The organism is Geodermatophilus sp. SYSU D00965 (genome assembly GCF_054050075.1).
The window spans coordinates 159566-176364 of the sequence record NZ_JBJGYQ010000011.1 but is presented as its reverse complement, the minus strand read 5'-3'; the positions used below and the strand labels follow the sequence as shown (position 1 = coordinate 176364).

Genomic DNA, 16799 nt, shown 5'->3' with positions numbered 1-16799 from the left:
GAGGAGATCCGTGCGGGTCACCCGCACGGATCTCCTCCGCTCAGCCGGCGGTTTCGGCCAGCAGCGTCGCCAGGCGGGTGCGCCTCGGCCGGACGTCGACCTGGCTCACCGCCCGGGCCAGCGCCGCGCCGGTCGCGTGCACGATCGACAGGTGGCGCTGCGCGCGGGTGAGCGCGGTGTAGACCAGCGGCCGCGACAGCATCCCGCCGGCCTCCGGCGGCAGGACGACGACCACGCCGGGCCACTCCGAGCCCTGCGCGCGGTGCACGGTGATCGCCCAGCCGTGCCGCAGGTCGCTCATCGCCGAGCCGCTCACCGTCACCGGCCCGGAGGCGAAGTCGACGTCCAGCGTGCCGTCGCCGGTGCCGGTGACCACGCCGACCTCGCCGTTGGCGAACCCGATCGGCTCGAGGTCCAGGTGGTTGGCGGTGGCAACCACGCGGTCGCCCACGTCGAAGCCCCACACCGTGCCGTCGCCCGGGTTCAGCTTCTCCTTGAGCGCCTTGTTCAGCTCGATGGTGCCGGCCGGCCCGCGGTGCACCGGGGTCACCACCTGCACCGTGGCCGGGTCGATGCCCAGCGCCCGTGGGATGGAGTCGGTGACCAGCTGCACCACCCGCCTGGCCGCCTCCCCGCTGCCGGTGGCCGGGACGACGACCACCTCGCGGTCGGGGGAGTCCACCGGCGGCAGCTGCCCGCCCCGGACGGCGTTGGCCAGCCGGGCGATCGCGCCACCCTCGGCCTGCCGGTACAGCGTGGTCAGCTCGGTGACCGGCACGGCCCCGGAGTCGATCAGGTCGCCCAGCACGTGGCCGGGACCGATGGAGGGCAGCTGCGCGGGGTCGCCCACCAGCAGCAGGTGGGTGCCGTCCTGGCAGGCCTCCAGCAGCGCCGCGGTCAGCTCGACGTCGAGCATCGAGGCCTCGTCGACCACGACGACGTCGGCGTCCAGCGGCCACTCCTCGTTGCGGGCGAAGCCGCCGGTGGTGCCCTGCGCGCCCAGCAGCCGGTGCACGGTGACCGCGGGGTGGTCGGTGAGCTCCTCCAGCCGCTTGGCCGCCCGCCCGGTGGGGGCGGCCAGCGCCACCTCGCTGCCCTTGGACCGCAGCAGTGTCACGATCGCCGCGACCGTGCGGCTCTTGCCGGTGCCCGGCCCGCCGGTCAGCAGCGACACCCCGGCGCCGAGCACCTGCGCCACGGCCCGCTTCTGCGCCTCGTCCAGCCCCTTGGCCACCGACCGGACGGCGGCCGGGTCGGCGATCCGCTCGGCGGTGGCGGCCAGCCGGGCCACGTTCTCCGCGACGGCCTCCTCGGCCATGCCGTAGCGGGCCAGCGACAGCATCCGCAGCGCCGGGTCGGGTTCGGGCAGCTCGTCGAGATCGGCGTCCTCGTCGAACTCCGGCTCCGGCGGCTCGTGCTCCAGCACGTCCCCGGACTCCACCGCGGCGACGATCGCCGCGGCCGGGTCGGCGATCTGCTCGGCGCGCAGCGCGGCCACCACCAGGTCGACCGGCAGCACGGTGTGCCCGTCGCGGGTCGCCGTCCGCAGGGTCATCGCCACGATCGCCCGGCCGCGGCGGCTGTCCTGCCGGTCGGCCCCCGGCAGGACGGCGATGGCCAGCCGGTCGGCGTCGGTGAGGGTGACCCCGGTCAGGCCGAGCAGCGCCCACGGGTCGTCGCGCAGCCGGCGCGCGGCGTCGGTGCCCAGCGCGTCGGCCGCGGTGGCCGCCAGCTTCGCGTCGAGCCCGGCGCCGACCAGCAGCTCGACCACCTCGTAGGTGGGCGCGGCGGCCAGGAAGCTGGAGAACAGCCGCTCGGCGCGCTGCCGGCCCACCCGGGGCAGCTTCTGCAGCCGGTCGGCGGTGACGTCGTCGGGCGAGGTGATGCCGGCCGCGGGCAGCTCGGCGGCCGCCCGCTTGCCGAGGCCCGGCCACAGGCCCGCGGTGCAGAAGGCGGTGAAGACCGGGTCGGTGGCGACGGCGGGCCTGGTCATCGGCGCTCCGGGTAACCGAAGTAGGGCGCCGAGACGTCCTCGAGCGCCGTGCGGATCGCCGCGGGCAGCCGCACCGCCTCGGCGTCCAGCGAGGCCTGCAGTTGCTGGGCGGTGCGCGCCCCGACCACCGGCGCGGTCACCCCCGGGCGGTCGCGCACCCACGCGAGGGCGACCGCCAGCGGGGTGGTGCCCAGCCCGTCGGCGGCGGTGATGACCGCCTCGACGATCCGGTCGGACTTCGGGGTGCGCAGCTCGTCGATGAAGCCCTGCCACTGGGCGTTGGCGCCGCGGGACTCCGTCGGGGTGCTGTGCCGGTACTTGCCGGTCAGCAGCCCCCGGCCCAGCGGCGACCAGGCCAGCACGCCCAGCCCCAGCGCCTCGGCGGCCGGCACCACCTCGCGCTCGACCCCGCGCTGCAGCAGCGAGTACTCGACCTGGGTGCTCACCACCGGCACCCGCCCCGGCCAGGCCCGCTGCCAGGTGGCCGCCTGCGCGGTCTGCCAGCCGGTGAAGTTGCTGACACCGACGTAGCGCACCCGCCCGGAGGCGACCGCGGTGTCGCAGGCGGCGAGGGTCTCCTCGAGCGGGGTGGTGTCGTCCCAGGCGTGCAGTTGCCACAGGTCGACGTGGTCGAGGCCCAGCCGGTCCAGCGAGGCGTCGAGGGCGGCCAGCAGGTGGCCGCGGGAGCCGCCGCGGCCCATCGGCCCGGGCGACGTGCGGCCCACGGCCTTGGTGGCGATGAGCAGGTCGGAGCGGGGGACGACGTCGGACAGCAGCCGGCCCAGAGTGCGCTCGCTGTCCCCGTCGCAGTAGACGTCGGCGGTGTCGACCAGCGTGCCGCCGGCGTCGACGAAGGCGGTCAGCTGCATCGCGGCCTCGTCCTCGTCGGTGTCGCGGCCCCAGGTCATGGTGCCCAGCGCGAGGCGGGAGACGACCAGACCGCTGCGCCCCAGCGCGCGTTGTTCCACGGGGGGCCAACCTACCGTCGGGGCCCCGGCCGGGCCGGGGAGCGACGGGCCCGGAGCGGCGCGCCGGGATCGGCCCGGGCCCGCCTACGCTGGCCTCCCGTGCTCCGAGGAACTCTTCCCGCCCCCGGCCGTTCCGATCGCTCCGGACGGGGGGCGGCCGCGCGATGAGCTGGATCGAGGCCGTCGTCCTGGGCCTGGTGCAGGGGCTGACGGAGTTCCTGCCGATCTCCTCCAGCGCGCACCTGCGCGTGGTGGGGGAGGCCTTCGGCTGGGGTGACCCCGGCGCGGCGTTCACCGCGATCACGCAGATCGGCACCGAGGCCGCGGTGCTGCTCTACTTCCGGCACGACATCTGGCGGATCGTCTCCACCTGGGTGCGCTCGCTGGGCGACCGCCGGCTGCGCCGCGACCCCGACGCCCGGATGGGCTGGCTGATCATCGCCGGCAGCGTGCCGATCGTCGTCCTCGGGCTGCTGCTCCAGGACCGCATCGAGACCACCTTCCGCAGCCTGTGGATCGTGGCCACCGCGCTGATCGCCTTCTCGCTGGTCCTGTTCTGGGCCGACCGGGTGGGGTCGAAGAAGCGGGAGCTGGACCAGCTGACCGTCGGGCACGGCATCGCCTTCGGGTTCGCCCAGGCCATGGCGCTGGTGCCCGGCGTCTCCCGGTCCGGCGGCACGATCACGATGGGGCTGTTCCTGGGCTACTCGCGGGCGGCGGCGGCCCGCTACTCGTTCCTGCTGGCCGTCCCGGCGGTGCTCGGGTCCGGCGTCTTCCAGGCCTACGAGGCGCTCACCGGCGGCACCGAGGGCGAGCCGGTCGCGTGGGGCCCCACGATCCTCGCCACCGTGCTGGCCTTCTTCGTGGGCTGGACGGTCATCGCCTGGCTGCTGCGCTACCTCGACCGCGGCAGCTTCACCCCGTTCGTCGTCTACCGGGTGCTGGTCGGCGCGCTGATCCTCGTCCTGCTGGGCACCGGCGTCATCGCCGCCACGTGATCGCTGACCGGCGGCCGTAAACTCGCAGGTCGTGACCACCGTCATCCTCCTGCGACACGGCCGGACGACGGCCAACGCCGGCGGCGTCCTCGCCGGCTGGACCCCGGGCGTGCAGCTCGACGAGACCGGCCAGGCGCAGGCGGCGGCGGTGGGGCAGCGGCTGGCGCCGGTGCCGCTGGCCGCGGTGGTGAGCAGCCCGCTGGAGCGCTGCCGCCAGACCGCCGCGGCCGTGCTCGACGGGCGCTCGCTGGAGCTGCAGACCGACGACCGGCTCGGCGAGGCCCGGTACGGCGACTGGACCGGCCGGCCGCTCAAGGAGCTGGCCAAGGAACCGCTGTGGAAGGTGGTCCAGGCCCACCCCTCGGCGGCGGTCTTCCCCGGCGACGAGGGCGAGGGGCTGGCCCAGACCCAGGCCCGGGCGGTCGCCGCCGTCCGGGCCTGGAACGCCGCCCTCGGGCCGGACGCGGTGTGGCTGGCCTGCAGCCACGGTGACGTGATCAAGGCCGTGCTCGCCGACGCCCTCGGCCTGCACCTGGACCAGTTCCAGCGGATCGTCGTCGACCCCGCGTCGATCTCGGTGGTCACCTACACCGAGACCCGCCCGTTCGTCGTCCGCGTCAACGACACCGGTGGGGACGTCGCCGCGCTGGTCCCCCCGACGAAGAAGGGCCGGCGCCGGCGGAAGGCCGACTCCGACGCCGTCGTCGGCGGCGGCGCGGGCGCGACCGTGTGACCTGCGTCTCGGCTCGCCCCGGACGGCCGTCCGCGTAACCTGGGGCCGTGCCCCGCCAGGTCCACCTCTTCGAACGCCCGTCCCGGTTCGTCGCCGGCACGGTCGGCCAGCCCGGCGAGCGCACCTTCTACCTGCAGGCCTCCGACGCATCGGGCCGGGTGGTCAGCGTGGCGCTGGAGAAGACGCAGGTGCAGGTGCTCGCCGACCGGATGAACGAGCTGCTCGACGAGATCGCCACCCGCCCCGGCGTCGTCGTCCCGCCCGACGCCGAGGTCGACGACCTCGAGCCGCTGGCCGCGCCGGTCGACGAGGAGTTCCGGGTCGCCGCCATGGGCCTGGCCTGGGACGGCGAGACGCAGGCCGTCGTCGTGGAGGCGGTGGCCGCCGGCGAGGAGCCGGTGGACGAGGACGCGATCCTCTCCGACAGCGAGGAGGGCCCCGACGCGCTCCGGGTGACGATCACCCCGGCCGCCGCCCGCGCCTTCGTCGTCCGCGCCCGCCGCGTGGTGGCCGCGGGCCGGCCGGCGTGCCCGCTGTGCTCCCTGCCGTTGGACCCCAGCGGGCACGTCTGCCCGCGGCAGAACGGCTACCGCCGCTGAGCCCGGCCCCGCTGCGCCGATGACCGAGCAGCCAGCCGCCCCCGACCTGCGCTCGCCGGTGGACGACGCCGAGGCGCGGACCCTGCTGCTCGACGGCGAGATCGACCTCGAGGGCCGGATGCTCGACGCCAGCAACGTCACCCTCGTCGGGACCATCCGCACCGACGAGCTCGAGGGCGAGTGCGTCTACAAGCCGGTCGCGGGGGAGCGGCCGCTGTGGGACTTCCCCGACGGCACCCTCGCCGGCCGGGAGGTGGCCGCGGCGCTGGTGTCGGAGGCCACCGGCTGGCGCGTCGTGCCGCCCACCGTGCTGCGCGACGGCCCGTTCGGCCCCGGCATGGTGCAGCTGTGGGTGGACGGCGACCCCACCGTCGACCTGGCCGCCTTCGTCCGCTCCGACCACCCTGGCCTGCGCCGGATGGCGGTGTTCGACGCGGTCGTCAACAACGCCGACCGCAAGGGCGGGCACATCATCCCCACGCCCGAGGGGCACGTGTACGGCGTCGACCACGGCATCTGCTTCTCCGTCGACCCGAAGCTGCGGACCCTGCTGTGGCGCTGGGCCGGCAAGCCGCTGCCGGCCGAGGCGCTGGAGGTGCTGGAGCGGCTCCGCGACGACCTGCTCGGCGACCTCGGGGAGCGGCTGCACGAGCACCTCACCCGCCGCGAGGTGCGCCGCACCCAGCAGCGGGTCGCCGACCTGCTGCGCACCGGCTGCCACCCGCAGCCCAGCGGCGACTGGCCCGCCCTGCCCTGGCCGCCGTTCTAACTGTCGCCCTCCGGGCTCCGACCGCGGCCAGGTGCCGTGCCCCTGGTGCGTGGAGCCCTGCCTGGTCCTCCCTCGGGAGGCCTCCGGCCCCCGCTCGCTCGGACCACCCTCGCGGGGCGGCTCGCGTCCCAGCGTCCTCGGCTTCCGTCCCGTCCGGCCTCGGGGGACCCTCCGGGCCCCCGCTCGGCCGGACACCCTCCGGGCCCCCGCTCGGGCGGACACCCTGCGGCTGGGCTCTAGGTTCCTGCCATGCCGCATCGTTCCCGCCTGGCGATCCTGCTGCTGGACCTCCCGCCGGACACCCACGACGCCGGGCGGGACTTCTGGTCCGCCGCCACCGGCCGGCCCGCCGAGCCCGACCCCACCGACCCCGACTGGACCTCGCTCGGCTCGTTCGCGGACGGCTTCCACCTGGAGGTGCAGCGCACCGGCACCGGGACGCCACCGCGCTGGCACGTCGACGTCGAGACCGACGACGTCCCCGCCGAGGTGGCCCGGCTGGAGGCGCTGGGCGCCACCCGGTCCGCGGACATGGGCGGCTTCTGGCAGATGAAGGACCCGGCGGGGCTGGTGTTCTGCGTGGTCGACGTCCAGACCGGCGAGGAGTTCGACCGGTACGCGACCACCTGGCCCTGAGCGGATCGCGGCGGCTACTCCAGCTTGACCAGGTCGATCATCGCGGCGGCCTGCAGCCCGTCGCCGTCCACCGTCAGCACCTCCAGCGGCAGCCGGCGCCACACCGCCAGCAGCAGGTCGCCGGCGGTCCCGGTGAGCGCGGCGATGGGGAAGGGGCGCGACCCGGGGAAGAGGGTGCGCTCGGCGTCGGCGTCGACCGCGTGGAAGACCACCGGGTGGGCCGTGTCCGGCGGCCCGGAGGGGAGGACGGCGGGGACCATGACCTCCAGCCACTCGTCGAGCCCGTCGAGGCCGACGTCGGCCGGGATCGGGCGGACGTCGCCGAGCACCTCCTCGACGTCGTAGGTGTGCACCACCGCCTCCATGGCCTGGCGGCGCAGCACGAACGCGACGTCCTGCCGCGCCGCCCACGTCCACACCCGCTCGGCCGGGTCGGCGCCGGCCAGGACGGTCTCCAGCTCGGCGGACTGCGCCAGGCCGTAGCCCAGCAGCTCGTCGTCGGGGTGCCGCACCGGCTCGACGTAGCCGCCGGGGTCGACGGCGCGGGTGCGCACCACCCAGGCCCAGAAGTGCTGCACCTCGGCCAGGTGCCAGACCAGGTCGGCCAGCGTCCAGCCGGGGCAGCCGGTCACCGGCGCGGACCAGCCGCGGGCGAGCACCGCCTCGGCGGCGGCCTCGGCGAAGCGCGCGTCCGCCTTCTGCAGGACCGGCAGGTACTGGTCGAGCTCCACGATCCACCTCCGACGGGGCTGCTGTCGCTCCCTCAGGATGAGGGCCGCCGGGCGTCGTCGGAAGCCGCCTCTAGGCTCGGGGCGTGCTCGCCTGGCCTGCTCCGCTCCTGCCGACCCTCCCGGGCACCGGTCCCGCGCTCAAGCTGTACGACACCTCCCGGGGGGAGGTCGTCGCCACCTCGCCCGAGGACACCGCTCGCATGTACGTCTGCGGGATCACCCCGTACGACGCCACGCACCTGGGCCACGCCGCGACCTACCTGGCGTTCGACCTGGTCAACCGCGTGTGGCGGGACGCCGGGCACGCGGTCCACTACGTCCAGAACGTCACGGACATCGACGACCCGCTGCTCGAGCGCGCCGAGCGCGACGGGGAGGACTGGATCGTCCTGGGCATGCGCGAGACCGCGCTGTTCCGGGAGGACATGACCGCCCTGCGGGTGCTCCCGCCCGAGGACTACGTGGGCGCGGTCGAGTCGATCCCGCGGATCGTGGCGCACATCGAGGACCTGCTCGACGACGGCCTGGCCTACGTCCTCGACGACGGCACCGGCGACGTCTACCACGACGTCGCCCAGGCGCCGGGCTTCGGCGCGGAGTCCCGCTACGACGAGCCGACCATGCTGCGCTTCTTCGCCGAGCGCGGCGGCGACCCCGACCGCGCCGGCAAGCGGAACCGGCTCGACCCCCTGCTGTGGCGCGGCGAGCGCCCGGGGGAGCCCTCCTGGCCCGGCCCCCGCGGCACGGCCGGCCGGCCCGGCTGGCACATCGAGTGCGCCACGATCGCGCTGGAGACCATCGGCATGGCCTTCGACGTCCAGGGCGGCGGCAGCGACCTGGTCTTCCCGCACCACGAGTACTCCGCCGTCCACGCCGAGGCGCTCACCGCCACCAAGCCCTTCGCCCGGGCATACGTGCACGCGGCGATGATCGGCCTGGACGGCGAGAAGATGAGCAAGAGCCGCGGCAACCTCGTGTTCGTGTCCAAGCTCCGCGGCGAGGGCGTGGACCCGATGGCGATCCGCCTGGCGCTGCTGTCCGGCCACTACCGCACCGACCGGGCCTGGACGCCGGACCTGCTGCGGGAGGCCGAGCAGCGGCTGGTCACCTGGCGCCGCGCCGTGGCCCGCGCGGCCGGCGCGCCGGCCGCACCGGTGCTGCACGGCCTGCGGGAGCGGCTGTCCGAGGACCTCGACACCCCCGGCGCGATCGCCGTGGTCGACCGGTGGGCGGCCCGGACGCTGGCGGCCGGGGACGGCGACGACCTGGAGGACGGCGCCCCCACGGTCGTGTGCGACGCGGTCGACGCGCTGCTGGGGATCGCGCTGGACACGTGCGCCATGGGTAGCGCGCTGCAGGACGGCTGATGGCGTCGGAGCCCTTCCGGCTGGTCGACCGGGCGGCGCGCGAGGCGGCCGAGGAGGACCTCGCGCCGTCGGCCACCCGGTCGGCGGCCACGCGCGGCCGGGCGGTCGCCGAGCCCGAGGACCCCCTGCGGACGGCGTTCGAGCGCGACCGCGACCGCATCCTGCACGCGAAGGCCTTCCGCCGGCTCAAGCACAAGACGCAGGTGTTCCTCAACCCCGACGGCGACCACTTCGTCACCCGGCTGACCCACACCCTCCAGGTCACCCAGGTCGCCCGCTCCCTGGCCTGCGCGCTGGGCCTCAACGAGACCCTGGCCGAGGCGATCGCGCTGGGCCACGACCTGGGCCACTCGCCGTTCGGGCACATCGGCGAGGACGCCCTCGAGCCCTACGTGCCCGGCGGGTGGCACCACGCCGCGCAGGGGGTGCGCATCGTCGAGGTGCTCGAGCGGCTCAACCTCACCTGGGAGGTCCGCGACGGCATCCGGGCGCACAGCTGGAAGATCGACCCGCCGCCGGACACCCGCGAGGCCGAGTGCGTCCGCTACGCCGACCGGATCGGCTACCTGTCCCACGACGCGCTGGACGCCGTCCGGGCCGGGGTGCTGCGGGTGGGCGACCTGCCGGCCCGCGCCCGCGCCGCGTTCGGGGACCCGGGCAGCCAGATGGTCGGCGCGATGATCGACGCGGTCGTCGAGGGGTCGCTGTCACCCGGGAACACCGCCGGCGCCGTGGTGATGGCGCCCGAGCAGCTGGCGGCCATGCACGAGCTGCGGACGTTCATGTTCGAGCGGGTCTACGCGTCGGAGACGGCGGCCGGGCAGAAGCAGCTGGCCATCGACGTGACCCGCCGGCTGGTCGACCACCACCTGGCCCACCCCGAGCTGATCCCGGCGTCCTACCGGGACACCGAGGCCGACCCGGTGACCCAGGTCGTGGACTACGTGTCGGGGATGACCGACAGGTTCGCCCTGACGATGCACGACCGGCTCTTCGACGCCGACGCGGCGTCGGCGATGCGCCCGCTGCTCCGCCTGCCCTAGCCGTCCGGCCCGGACCGCACCGTCGGCCGCCGGCACGCGGCGGTCGACGGCGCCGGCCGGTCAGCCGGCGGGAACGGCCCGGCGGCGGGGGAGCCTGTCCAGCAGCCAGCCGCTGGTCAGGCCGAGCCCGGCCCACAGCACGGCCAGCTGGCCGAGCGAGGCGAGCCGGAAGTCCCACACCACCGCGGCCGGCACGTCGGCGGCGATGGTGTCGGGGTCGTCCGGCACGAGCACCAGCACCAGCGCCAGCAGGACCGCACCGGCCACGGTCGCGGCGATCGCCGTGACCGCGTCACCGGTGCCGCGGCTGCGCAGCCAGCTGACCAGCGCGGCCACCAGCATCGCGCCGACGACACCGCACAGCAGCACGCCGCCGTAGATCGCGGTGCGGGTGCCGACGGTGGCCGGGTCGCCGACGGCCGGCGGGTTGGCGGGGATCTTCAGCGCCGGCAGCAGCGCGAGCACGGCGAAGCCGACGGCGGCCAGCAGCGCGGTCCGGGCGACGTCGGTCCGGCCGGGCAGCCGGTGCCGCACGAGGCCGTAGACGGCCGCGAACACCACCGCCAGGACCACGCCCGCCAGCACGGTGCCCAGGAACCCGCCGAACAGCTGCTCGGGGCGGCTGAACAGCTCCGCGCCGTGCTCGTGGCCGCCCCCGGTGGCCGCGCGGGCCTCCTCGACGGCGAGGGCGGGCGCGATGGCCCGCTCGGTCACCAGCAGCGAGTACAGGCCGGCCAGCACGCCGGCGACCAGGCCGGCGAGCACGATCCGGCCGAACAGCTGCCCGAAGCGGAGCGGCTGGCCGACGGCGGGACGGTCGAGGGTCCCGGTCACGGGGGCGCCGCTCAGTGGCACGGCATGCCCAGCGAGTGCCGGGCGTCGTGGAACAACTCGTGCGCGGTGTCGCCGAGGGAGGCGAGCACGGCGCCGCTGTCCTGGGCGATCAGGTACAGGCCGAACAGCGCGAGCAGGGCCAGTGCCCAGGCCCAGGCGGGGACGGCGATGCGGGCGCGCGACGGGGCGGACTGGGCGTGCGGAGAGGTCATGCGGAGGAACCCTTTCTTCCATGCCTCGTGGAATGACGTGGTGCGCGCCGCAGCCGGTCTCCTGACTCCCGGATCGACGCTCGCCCCGACCTTCCCGGCGTCCCCCGCCTCGGCGAGGGGCACCAGTGGTGCCGTGGGGGTCCGCTCCCCGGTCACAGTGGCGAGGACCGTGCCGGACTTGAACCGGCTTCCCTGACACTGCGGCGGCGCGAACGCTACACCCCGCGACTCGCGCCGGGCCCGGGTCGGGTGAGGACGCAGTCGCCGCAGGTGCCGGCGCCGGGCAGCCGGTAGAACAGGCAGCAGGAGCGGCGGACGAAGCTGCCGTCGCCGCGGCGGGCACCGGTGCCGGCCAGCGTGCCCTCGGCGAGCACGGCGTCGAGCGTCGCCGCGGTGAGGGGCGCGAGCTCCGGGACGGCGGTGTTCGCCATCCGCAGCGCACCGGCGACCGCGGAGATCGTGTTGCCGTCGAGCACCTGGGTGGACAAGCCGGTGCAGGCGGCCACCGCCGCCGACAGGGGCTGCACGGCCGGCACGAGCCAGCACCGGTCCAGCGCGCCGGCGAGCGCGTCCGGGCCGGCCGCGGGGACGGTCCCGGCGGCGGGCAGGGCCAACGGCAGCGGGTTGGCCCCGGCGAGGTGCAGGTGCACCTCCTCCGGCGCGGCCACCGGCAGGACGCCGCGCACCAGGGCGGCGCCGAGCACGGGGGAGAGGAGGCGGGCCACCAGCCCCAGGTGCGCGAGGGACGCGGCCACCCGCCGGTCCACGTCGGGGGCGCCGGGTGCCGCGGCCAGGGCGGCGCGCACGTCGGCGATCCGCTGTTCCAGCGGGCCGCCGTCGACCAGGGCGGTCCAGGAGACCCAGCCCGGTCCGGCCTCGGGCGCGACGGCGAAGAACGGGCCGAGCGCCCCGGCCGCCGCCAGCGCCTCCACCGCGGCGGATCCGGTCACCGGGCCATCGTCCCGCACCACCCGACCTCGACCGTTATCCCCAACACCGTCGAGCCATGCAACGGCGGCCGACCACCGCGACGAAGGCGCGGCGGACCCCCGCGTGAGCGGGGCGGCTCAGTCGGGCGAGCCGGAGGGCCGCGTCGTCAGTTCGTGCCGCCCCGGCGGCGCAGGTATCTCTCGAACTCGCGGGCGATGGCGTCGCCGCTGGCGTTGGAGAGGTCGACCTCGGTGGCCCGCTCCTCGAGGGAGCGCACGTACTCCACGACCTCGGCGTCCTCGTTGGCCATCTCGTCGACGGTCTTCACCCAGTCCTCGGCCTGCTGCGGCAGCGCGCCGAGCGGCACGGCGAGCTCGAGGACCTCCTCGACCCGCTGCAGCAGCGCGACGGTGGCCCGCGGCGACGGCGGCTGAGAGACGTAGTGCGGCACCGCGGCCCAGAAGCTGATCGCCGGCAGGCCGGCCTGCACGCAGGCGTCCTGGAAGACGCCGAGGATGCCGGTCGGGCCCTCGTACCGGGACGTCTCCAGACCCCACCGCTCGGCGGACTCGGTGTCGTAGGCCGACCCCGTCACCGGGGTCGGGCGGGTGTGCGGGGTGTCGGCCAGCAGCGCGCCGAGCCCCACGACGGTGCGGGCGTCGAGCTCCTGGCACAGGTCGATGAGCTCCTCGCAGAAGCCCCGCCAGCGCATGTTGGGCTCGATGCCCCGGATCAGGACGACGTCGCGGTCGGAACCCGGCGGGCGGGCGACGGAGATGCGGGTGGTGGGCCACTCGATCCGGCGGCTGACCCCGCCGATGAGCGAGACGGTGGGCCGGTTGACCTGGAAGTCGTAGTAGTCCTCGGGGTCCAGCGCGGCGAGCGGGGTGGCGTCCCAGATGAGCTCGAGGTGCTCCAGCGCCCCGGTGGCGGCGTCCCCGGCGTCGTTCCAGCCCTCGAAGGCGACGACCACGACGGGGTCGTTCAGCCGGGGCAGGTCCTCAGGGGTGGACTTCGGGTCGATCACCCCTCGAAGCCTACGTCGCGGGGGAGGACACGCCGCGTGTTCGCCGACCCGTGCGTGTGGCCCACGTCCCCCGCAGGAGCGACTCGCCGCCCCGGGGGACCGATACCCTGACTCGGTGTCGCCCCGCAACACGTCTTCCGCCACCGGGACGTCGTCCCTCCGCCCCGATGCGACCGCGGAGCTCACCGCCCTGCTGCAGCAGCGCATCCTGGTGCTCGACGGCGCCATGGGGACGGCGATCCAGCGCGACCGGCCCGACGAGGCCGGCTACCGCGGCGAGCGGTTCGCCGACTGGCCCACCGACGTGCAGGGCAACAACGACCTGCTGTGCCTGACCCGGCCCGAGCTCGTCGCGGGCATCCACCGCGAGTACCTCGAGGCCGGCGCGGACCTGGTCGAGACCAACACGTTCAACGCCAACCGCATCTCGCTGGCCGACTACGGCATGGCCGACCTCGCGCACGAGATCAACGTCGCGGCGGCCCGGCTGGCCCGCCGCGAGTGCGACGCGATGACCGCACGCACCCCGGGCCGGCCGCGGTTCGTCGTCGGCGCGCTCGGCCCGACCAGCAAGACGGCGTCCATCTCGCCCGACGTCAACGACCCCGGCGCCCGCAACGTCACGTACGACGAACTGGTCGAGGCCTACCTGGAGCAGGCCTCCGGGCTGGTGGACGGCGGCTGCGACGTCCTGCTCGTCGAGACGATCTTCGACACCCTCAACGCCAAGGCGGCGGTCTTCGCGCTGGAGACGCTGTTCGAGCAGCGCGGCCGCCGCTGGCCGGTGATGATCTCCGGCACCATCACCGACGCCTCCGGGCGGACGCTGTCCGGGCAGGTGACCGAGGCGTTCTGGCACTCGGTGCGGCACGTCCGTCCGCTGCTGGTCGGCCTCAACTGCGCCCTGGGCGCCAAGGAGATGCGGCCCTACCTCGCCGAGATGGCGCGGGTCGCCGACACGTTCGTCTCCTGCTACCCGAACGCGGGCCTGCCCAACGCCTTCGGCGAGTACGACGAGTCGCCGGAGGAGACCGCCGCGCTCGTCGGGGAGTTCGCGGCCAGCGGCCTGGTCAACCTCGTCGGCGGCTGCTGCGGCACGACGCCCGAGCACGTCGCCGCCCTCGCCGCGGCGGTCGAGGGGACCGCGCCCCGCACCCCGCCGCAGGTGCCGCCGGCGCTGCGCCTGTCCGGGCTGGAACCGCTCACCGTCACCGACGAGAGCCTGTTCGTGAACGTCGGCGAGCGGACCAACATCACCGGCTCGGCGCGCTTCCGGAACCTGATCAAGGCCGGCGACTACACCACCGCGCTGGCCGTCGCCCGCCAGCAGGTCGAGGCCGGCGCGCAGGTCATCGACGTCAACATGGACGAGGGCATGATCGACGGCGTCGAGGCGATGGACCGCTTCACGCGCCTGGTCGCCGCCGAGCCCGACATCTCCCGCGTGCCGATCATGATCGACTCCTCGAAGTGGGAGGTCATCGAGGCCGGCCTGAAGAACGTCCAGGGCAAGGCGATCGTCAACTCCATCTCGCTGAAGGCGGGGGAGGAGGACTTCGTCCGGCAGGCCCGGCTGTGCCGCAAGTACGGCGCCGCGGTCGTGGTGATGGCCTTCGACGAGGCCGGCCAGGCCGACTCGTTCGAGCGGCGCACCGAGGTCTGCCGCCGGGCCTACGACGTCCTCACCCGGGAGGTCGGCTTCCCCGCCGAGGACGTCATCTTCGACCCGAACGTCTTCGCCGTCGCCACGGGCATCGAGGAGCACGCCCGCTACGGGCTGGACTTCATCGAGGCCACCCGCTGGATCAAGCAGCACCTGCCCGGCGCGCTGGTCTCCGGCGGCATCTCCAACGTCTCCTTCTCCTTCCGCGGAAACAACCGCGTGCGGGAGGCCATCCACGCCGTCTTCCTGTTCCACGCGATCGCCGCCGGCCTGGACATGGGCATCGTCAACGCCGGGGCCCTCGAGGTCTACGACGAGGTGCCGGCCGAGCTGCGGGAGCGGATCGAGGACGTCGTCCTGGCGCGCCGCCCGGACGCCACCGAGCGGCTGCTGGAGATCGCCGGCGACTACGCCGGGGACGGCGCGGCCCGCGAGGTCGCCACCGACGAGTGGCGGTCGCTGCCGGTGGCGGAGCGGATCACCCACGCGCTGGTGAAGGGCATCGACGAGTTCGTCGAGGCCGACACCGAGGAGCTGCGCGCGCAGATCAGCGCCCGCGGCGGCCGGCCCATCGAGGTCATCGAGGGCCCGCTGATGGACGGCATGAACGTCGTCGGCGACCTGTTCGGCGCCGGGAAGATGTTCCTGCCCCAGGTGGTGAAGTCCGCCCGGGTCATGAAGAAGGCCGTCGCCCACCTGATCCCGTACATCGAGGCCGAGAAGCAGCCCGGCGACGCCGAGCGCAGCAACGGCAAGGTCGTGATGGCCACCGTCAAGGGCGACGTGCACGACATCGGCAAGAACATCGTCGGCGTCGTCCTGCAGTGCAACAACTACGACGTCGTCGACCTCGGCGTCATGGTCCCGGCGCAGAAGGTCCTCGACGCGGCCAAGCACGAGGGCGCCGACATCATCGGCCTGTCCGGGCTCATCACGCCGTCCCTCGACGAGATGGCCGGCCTCGCCGCGGAGATGGAGCGCCAGGGCTTCGACATCCCGCTGCTGATCGGCGGCGCCACCACCTCCCGGGCGCACACGGCGGTCAAGGTCGCCCCGCGCTACCACGGGCCGGTCATCTGGGTGAAGGACGCTTCCCGGTCGGTGCCGGTGGTCGCCGCGCTGCTGTCGGACGAGCAGCGCCCGCGGCTGCTGGCCGAGACCGAGACCGACTACGCGGCGCTGCGCGAGCGGCACGCCGCCCGCCAGGACACCCGGACCATGCTGCCGCTGGCCGCCGCCCGCGCGGCCGCTCCGCGCATCGACTGGAGCGGCTACACCCCGCCGCGGCCGCGGATGCTGCTCCAGCAGGCCCGCGACACCGGCTCCGAGCACCCGCACGGCGTGGCCACCCAGTTCGTGCGGGTGGTCGCCGACCAGCCGATCGAGGAGCTGCGCCGGTACGTCGACTGGCAGCCGTTCTTCACCGCCTGGGAGATGCGCGGCCGGTTCCCCGACATCCTCAACAACCCCGCGACCGGCGAGGCCGCCCGGCGGCTGTACGAGGACGCCCAGGCGATGCTCGACCGGATCGTCGCGGAGCGGTGGCTGCGGGCCGCCGGCGTCTTCGGCCTGTTCCCGGCCAACCGGGTGGACGGCGAGGACATCGCGGTCTACACCGACGAGTCGCGCCGCGCCGTCCGGGCGACCCTGCACCAGCTGCGCCAGCAGACCGAGGGCCGCGACGGCGCGCCGCGCAAGTCGCTGGCCGACTTCGTCGCCCCGGCCGACAGCGGCCTGCCCGACTTCGTCGGCGCGTTCGCGGTGACCGCCGGGCTCGGCCTGGCCGACCGGGTGGCGGCGTTCAAGAAGGCCAACGACGACTACAGCGCGATCCTGCTCGAGGCGCTGGCCGACCGGCTGGCCGAGGCGTTCGCCGAGCGGCTGCACCAGCGGGTGCGCACGGAGTTCTGGGGCTACGCGGCCGACGAGCGGCTGGACAACGACGCGCTGATCGCCGAGCGGTACACCGGCATCCGGCCGGCCCCCGGCTACCCCGCCTGCCCGGAGCACACCGAGAAGCGGACCATCTGGGAGCTGCTCGACGTCGAGGCCACCACGGGCATCGAGCTCACCGAGAGCATGGCGATGTGGCCGGGCGCGGCGGTCAGCGGCCTGTACTTCTCGCACCCGCAGGCGCGCTACTTCAACCTGGGGCGGATCGGCCGCGACCAGGTCGAGGACTACGCGCGGCGCAAGGGCTGGACGGTCGCCGAGGCCGAGCGGTGGCTCTCGCCCAACCTCGGCTACCGCACCGACGAGGACTGAGCCCGCGCCCGGGTGCGGCGACGATCACGCC

General features: G+C 74.9%; 15 protein-coding genes and 1 riboswitch. Of the genes, 8 read left to right on the top strand and 7 right to left on the bottom strand.

All coding sequences use genetic code 11. From position 1 onward, the window contains the following. Positions 1-40 precede the first annotated feature (40 nt). A complete protein-coding gene (locus tag ACI789_RS12775) occupies positions 41-1993 on the bottom strand; it encodes an AAA family ATPase (RefSeq protein WP_457009507.1) in 1953 nt (650 codons plus the stop codon). Beyond that, complete coding sequence (locus ACI789_RS12770; RefSeq protein WP_457009505.1) at positions 1990-2961, bottom strand: aldo/keto reductase; 972 nt, start codon at positions 2959-2961, stop codon at positions 1990-1992. Before ACI789_RS12770 ends, ACI789_RS12775 begins: the two co-directional genes overlap by 4 nt. 164 nt (positions 2962-3125) lie before the next feature. Here ACI789_RS12770 and ACI789_RS12765 point away from each other — a divergent pair, with 164 nt between their 5' ends. The 5 genes from ACI789_RS12765 to ACI789_RS12745 all read left to right on the top strand — a co-directional run bounded on the left by ACI789_RS12765 (position 3126) and on the right by ACI789_RS12745 (position 6696). Continuing rightward, on the top strand, positions 3126-3959 hold the full coding sequence (locus ACI789_RS12765) for an undecaprenyl-diphosphate phosphatase (protein ID WP_457009503.1): 834 nt from the start codon (positions 3126-3128) through the stop codon (positions 3957-3959). Positions 3960-3990: 31 nt separating this feature from the next. After that, the gene (locus tag ACI789_RS12760) at positions 3991-4692 is read left to right on the top strand and encodes a histidine phosphatase family protein (protein WP_456916877.1); all 702 of its coding nucleotides are present in this window, start codon (positions 3991-3993) and stop codon (positions 4690-4692) included. A 47-nt stretch (positions 4693-4739) separates the two neighbouring features. After that, the gene (locus ACI789_RS12755; protein ID WP_456916878.1) at positions 4740-5291 is read left to right on the top strand and encodes a DUF3090 family protein; all 552 of its coding nucleotides are present in this window, start codon (positions 4740-4742) and stop codon (positions 5289-5291) included. Positions 5292-5310: 19 nt separating this feature from the next. Further along, the gene (locus ACI789_RS12750; protein WP_457009500.1) at positions 5311-6060 is read left to right on the top strand and encodes an SCO1664 family protein; all 750 of its coding nucleotides are present in this window, start codon (positions 5311-5313) and stop codon (positions 6058-6060) included. A 249-nt stretch (positions 6061-6309) separates the two neighbouring features. Continuing rightward, entirely contained in the window at positions 6310-6696 is a 387-nt protein-coding gene (locus tag ACI789_RS12745; protein ID WP_457009498.1) for a VOC family protein, read from the top strand. A gap of 14 nt (positions 6697-6710) precedes the next feature. On the opposite strand, the gene ACI789_RS12740 is transcribed toward ACI789_RS12745, so the two are convergent. Next, entirely contained in the window at positions 6711-7427 is a 717-nt protein-coding gene (locus ACI789_RS12740) for a maleylpyruvate isomerase family mycothiol-dependent enzyme (protein ID WP_456916881.1), read from the bottom strand. 83 nt (positions 7428-7510) lie between these two features. Here ACI789_RS12740 and mshC point away from each other — a divergent pair, with 83 nt between their 5' ends. Together mshC and ACI789_RS12730 are read left to right on the top strand one after the other, a co-directional pair. Then, positions 7511-8794, top strand: coding sequence for a cysteine--1-D-myo-inosityl 2-amino-2-deoxy-alpha-D-glucopyranoside ligase (gene mshC, locus ACI789_RS12735; RefSeq protein ID WP_457009496.1), 1284 nt, complete (start codon positions 7511-7513; stop codon positions 8792-8794). Then, positions 8794-9837, top strand: a complete 1044-nt coding sequence (locus tag ACI789_RS12730; protein WP_457009494.1) for an HD domain-containing protein — start codon at positions 8794-8796, stop codon at positions 9835-9837. Before mshC ends, ACI789_RS12730 begins: the two co-directional genes overlap by 1 nt. A gap of 60 nt (positions 9838-9897) precedes the next feature. Here the strand turns inward: ACI789_RS12730 and ACI789_RS12725 are convergent, their stop codons facing one another. The 4 genes from ACI789_RS12725 to ACI789_RS12710 all read right to left on the bottom strand — a co-directional run bounded on the left by ACI789_RS12725 (position 9898) and on the right by ACI789_RS12710 (position 12840). After that, positions 9898-10671, bottom strand: a complete 774-nt coding sequence (locus tag ACI789_RS12725; RefSeq protein WP_457009492.1) for a CbtA family protein — start codon at positions 10669-10671, stop codon at positions 9898-9900. A gap of 11 nt (positions 10672-10682) precedes the next feature. Next, positions 10683-10883: a CbtB domain-containing protein gene (locus ACI789_RS12720; protein WP_457009490.1), complete on the bottom strand. Its 201-nt coding sequence runs from the start codon at positions 10881-10883 to the stop codon at positions 10683-10685. A gap of 35 nt (positions 10884-10918) precedes the next feature. Beyond that, positions 10919-11101, bottom strand: a riboswitch (cobalamin riboswitch). Further along, positions 11099-11833 carry a (2Fe-2S)-binding protein gene (locus tag ACI789_RS12715; protein ID WP_457009488.1) on the bottom strand — a complete coding sequence of 245 codons (735 nt, stop codon included), beginning with the start codon at positions 11831-11833 and terminating at the stop codon, positions 11099-11101. Its footprint overlaps the riboswitch before it by 3 nt. A 146-nt stretch (positions 11834-11979) precedes the next feature. Next, complete coding sequence (locus ACI789_RS12710; RefSeq protein ID WP_457009486.1) at positions 11980-12840, bottom strand: PAC2 family protein; 861 nt, start codon at positions 12838-12840, stop codon at positions 11980-11982. Between the two features lie 115 nt (positions 12841-12955). On the opposite strand from ACI789_RS12710, the gene metH reads away from it, so the two are divergent. Next, positions 12956-16768: a methionine synthase gene (metH, locus tag ACI789_RS12705; protein ID WP_457009484.1), complete on the top strand. Its 3813-nt coding sequence runs from the start codon at positions 12956-12958 to the stop codon at positions 16766-16768. The last annotated feature ends 31 nt before the right edge of the window (positions 16769-16799 follow it).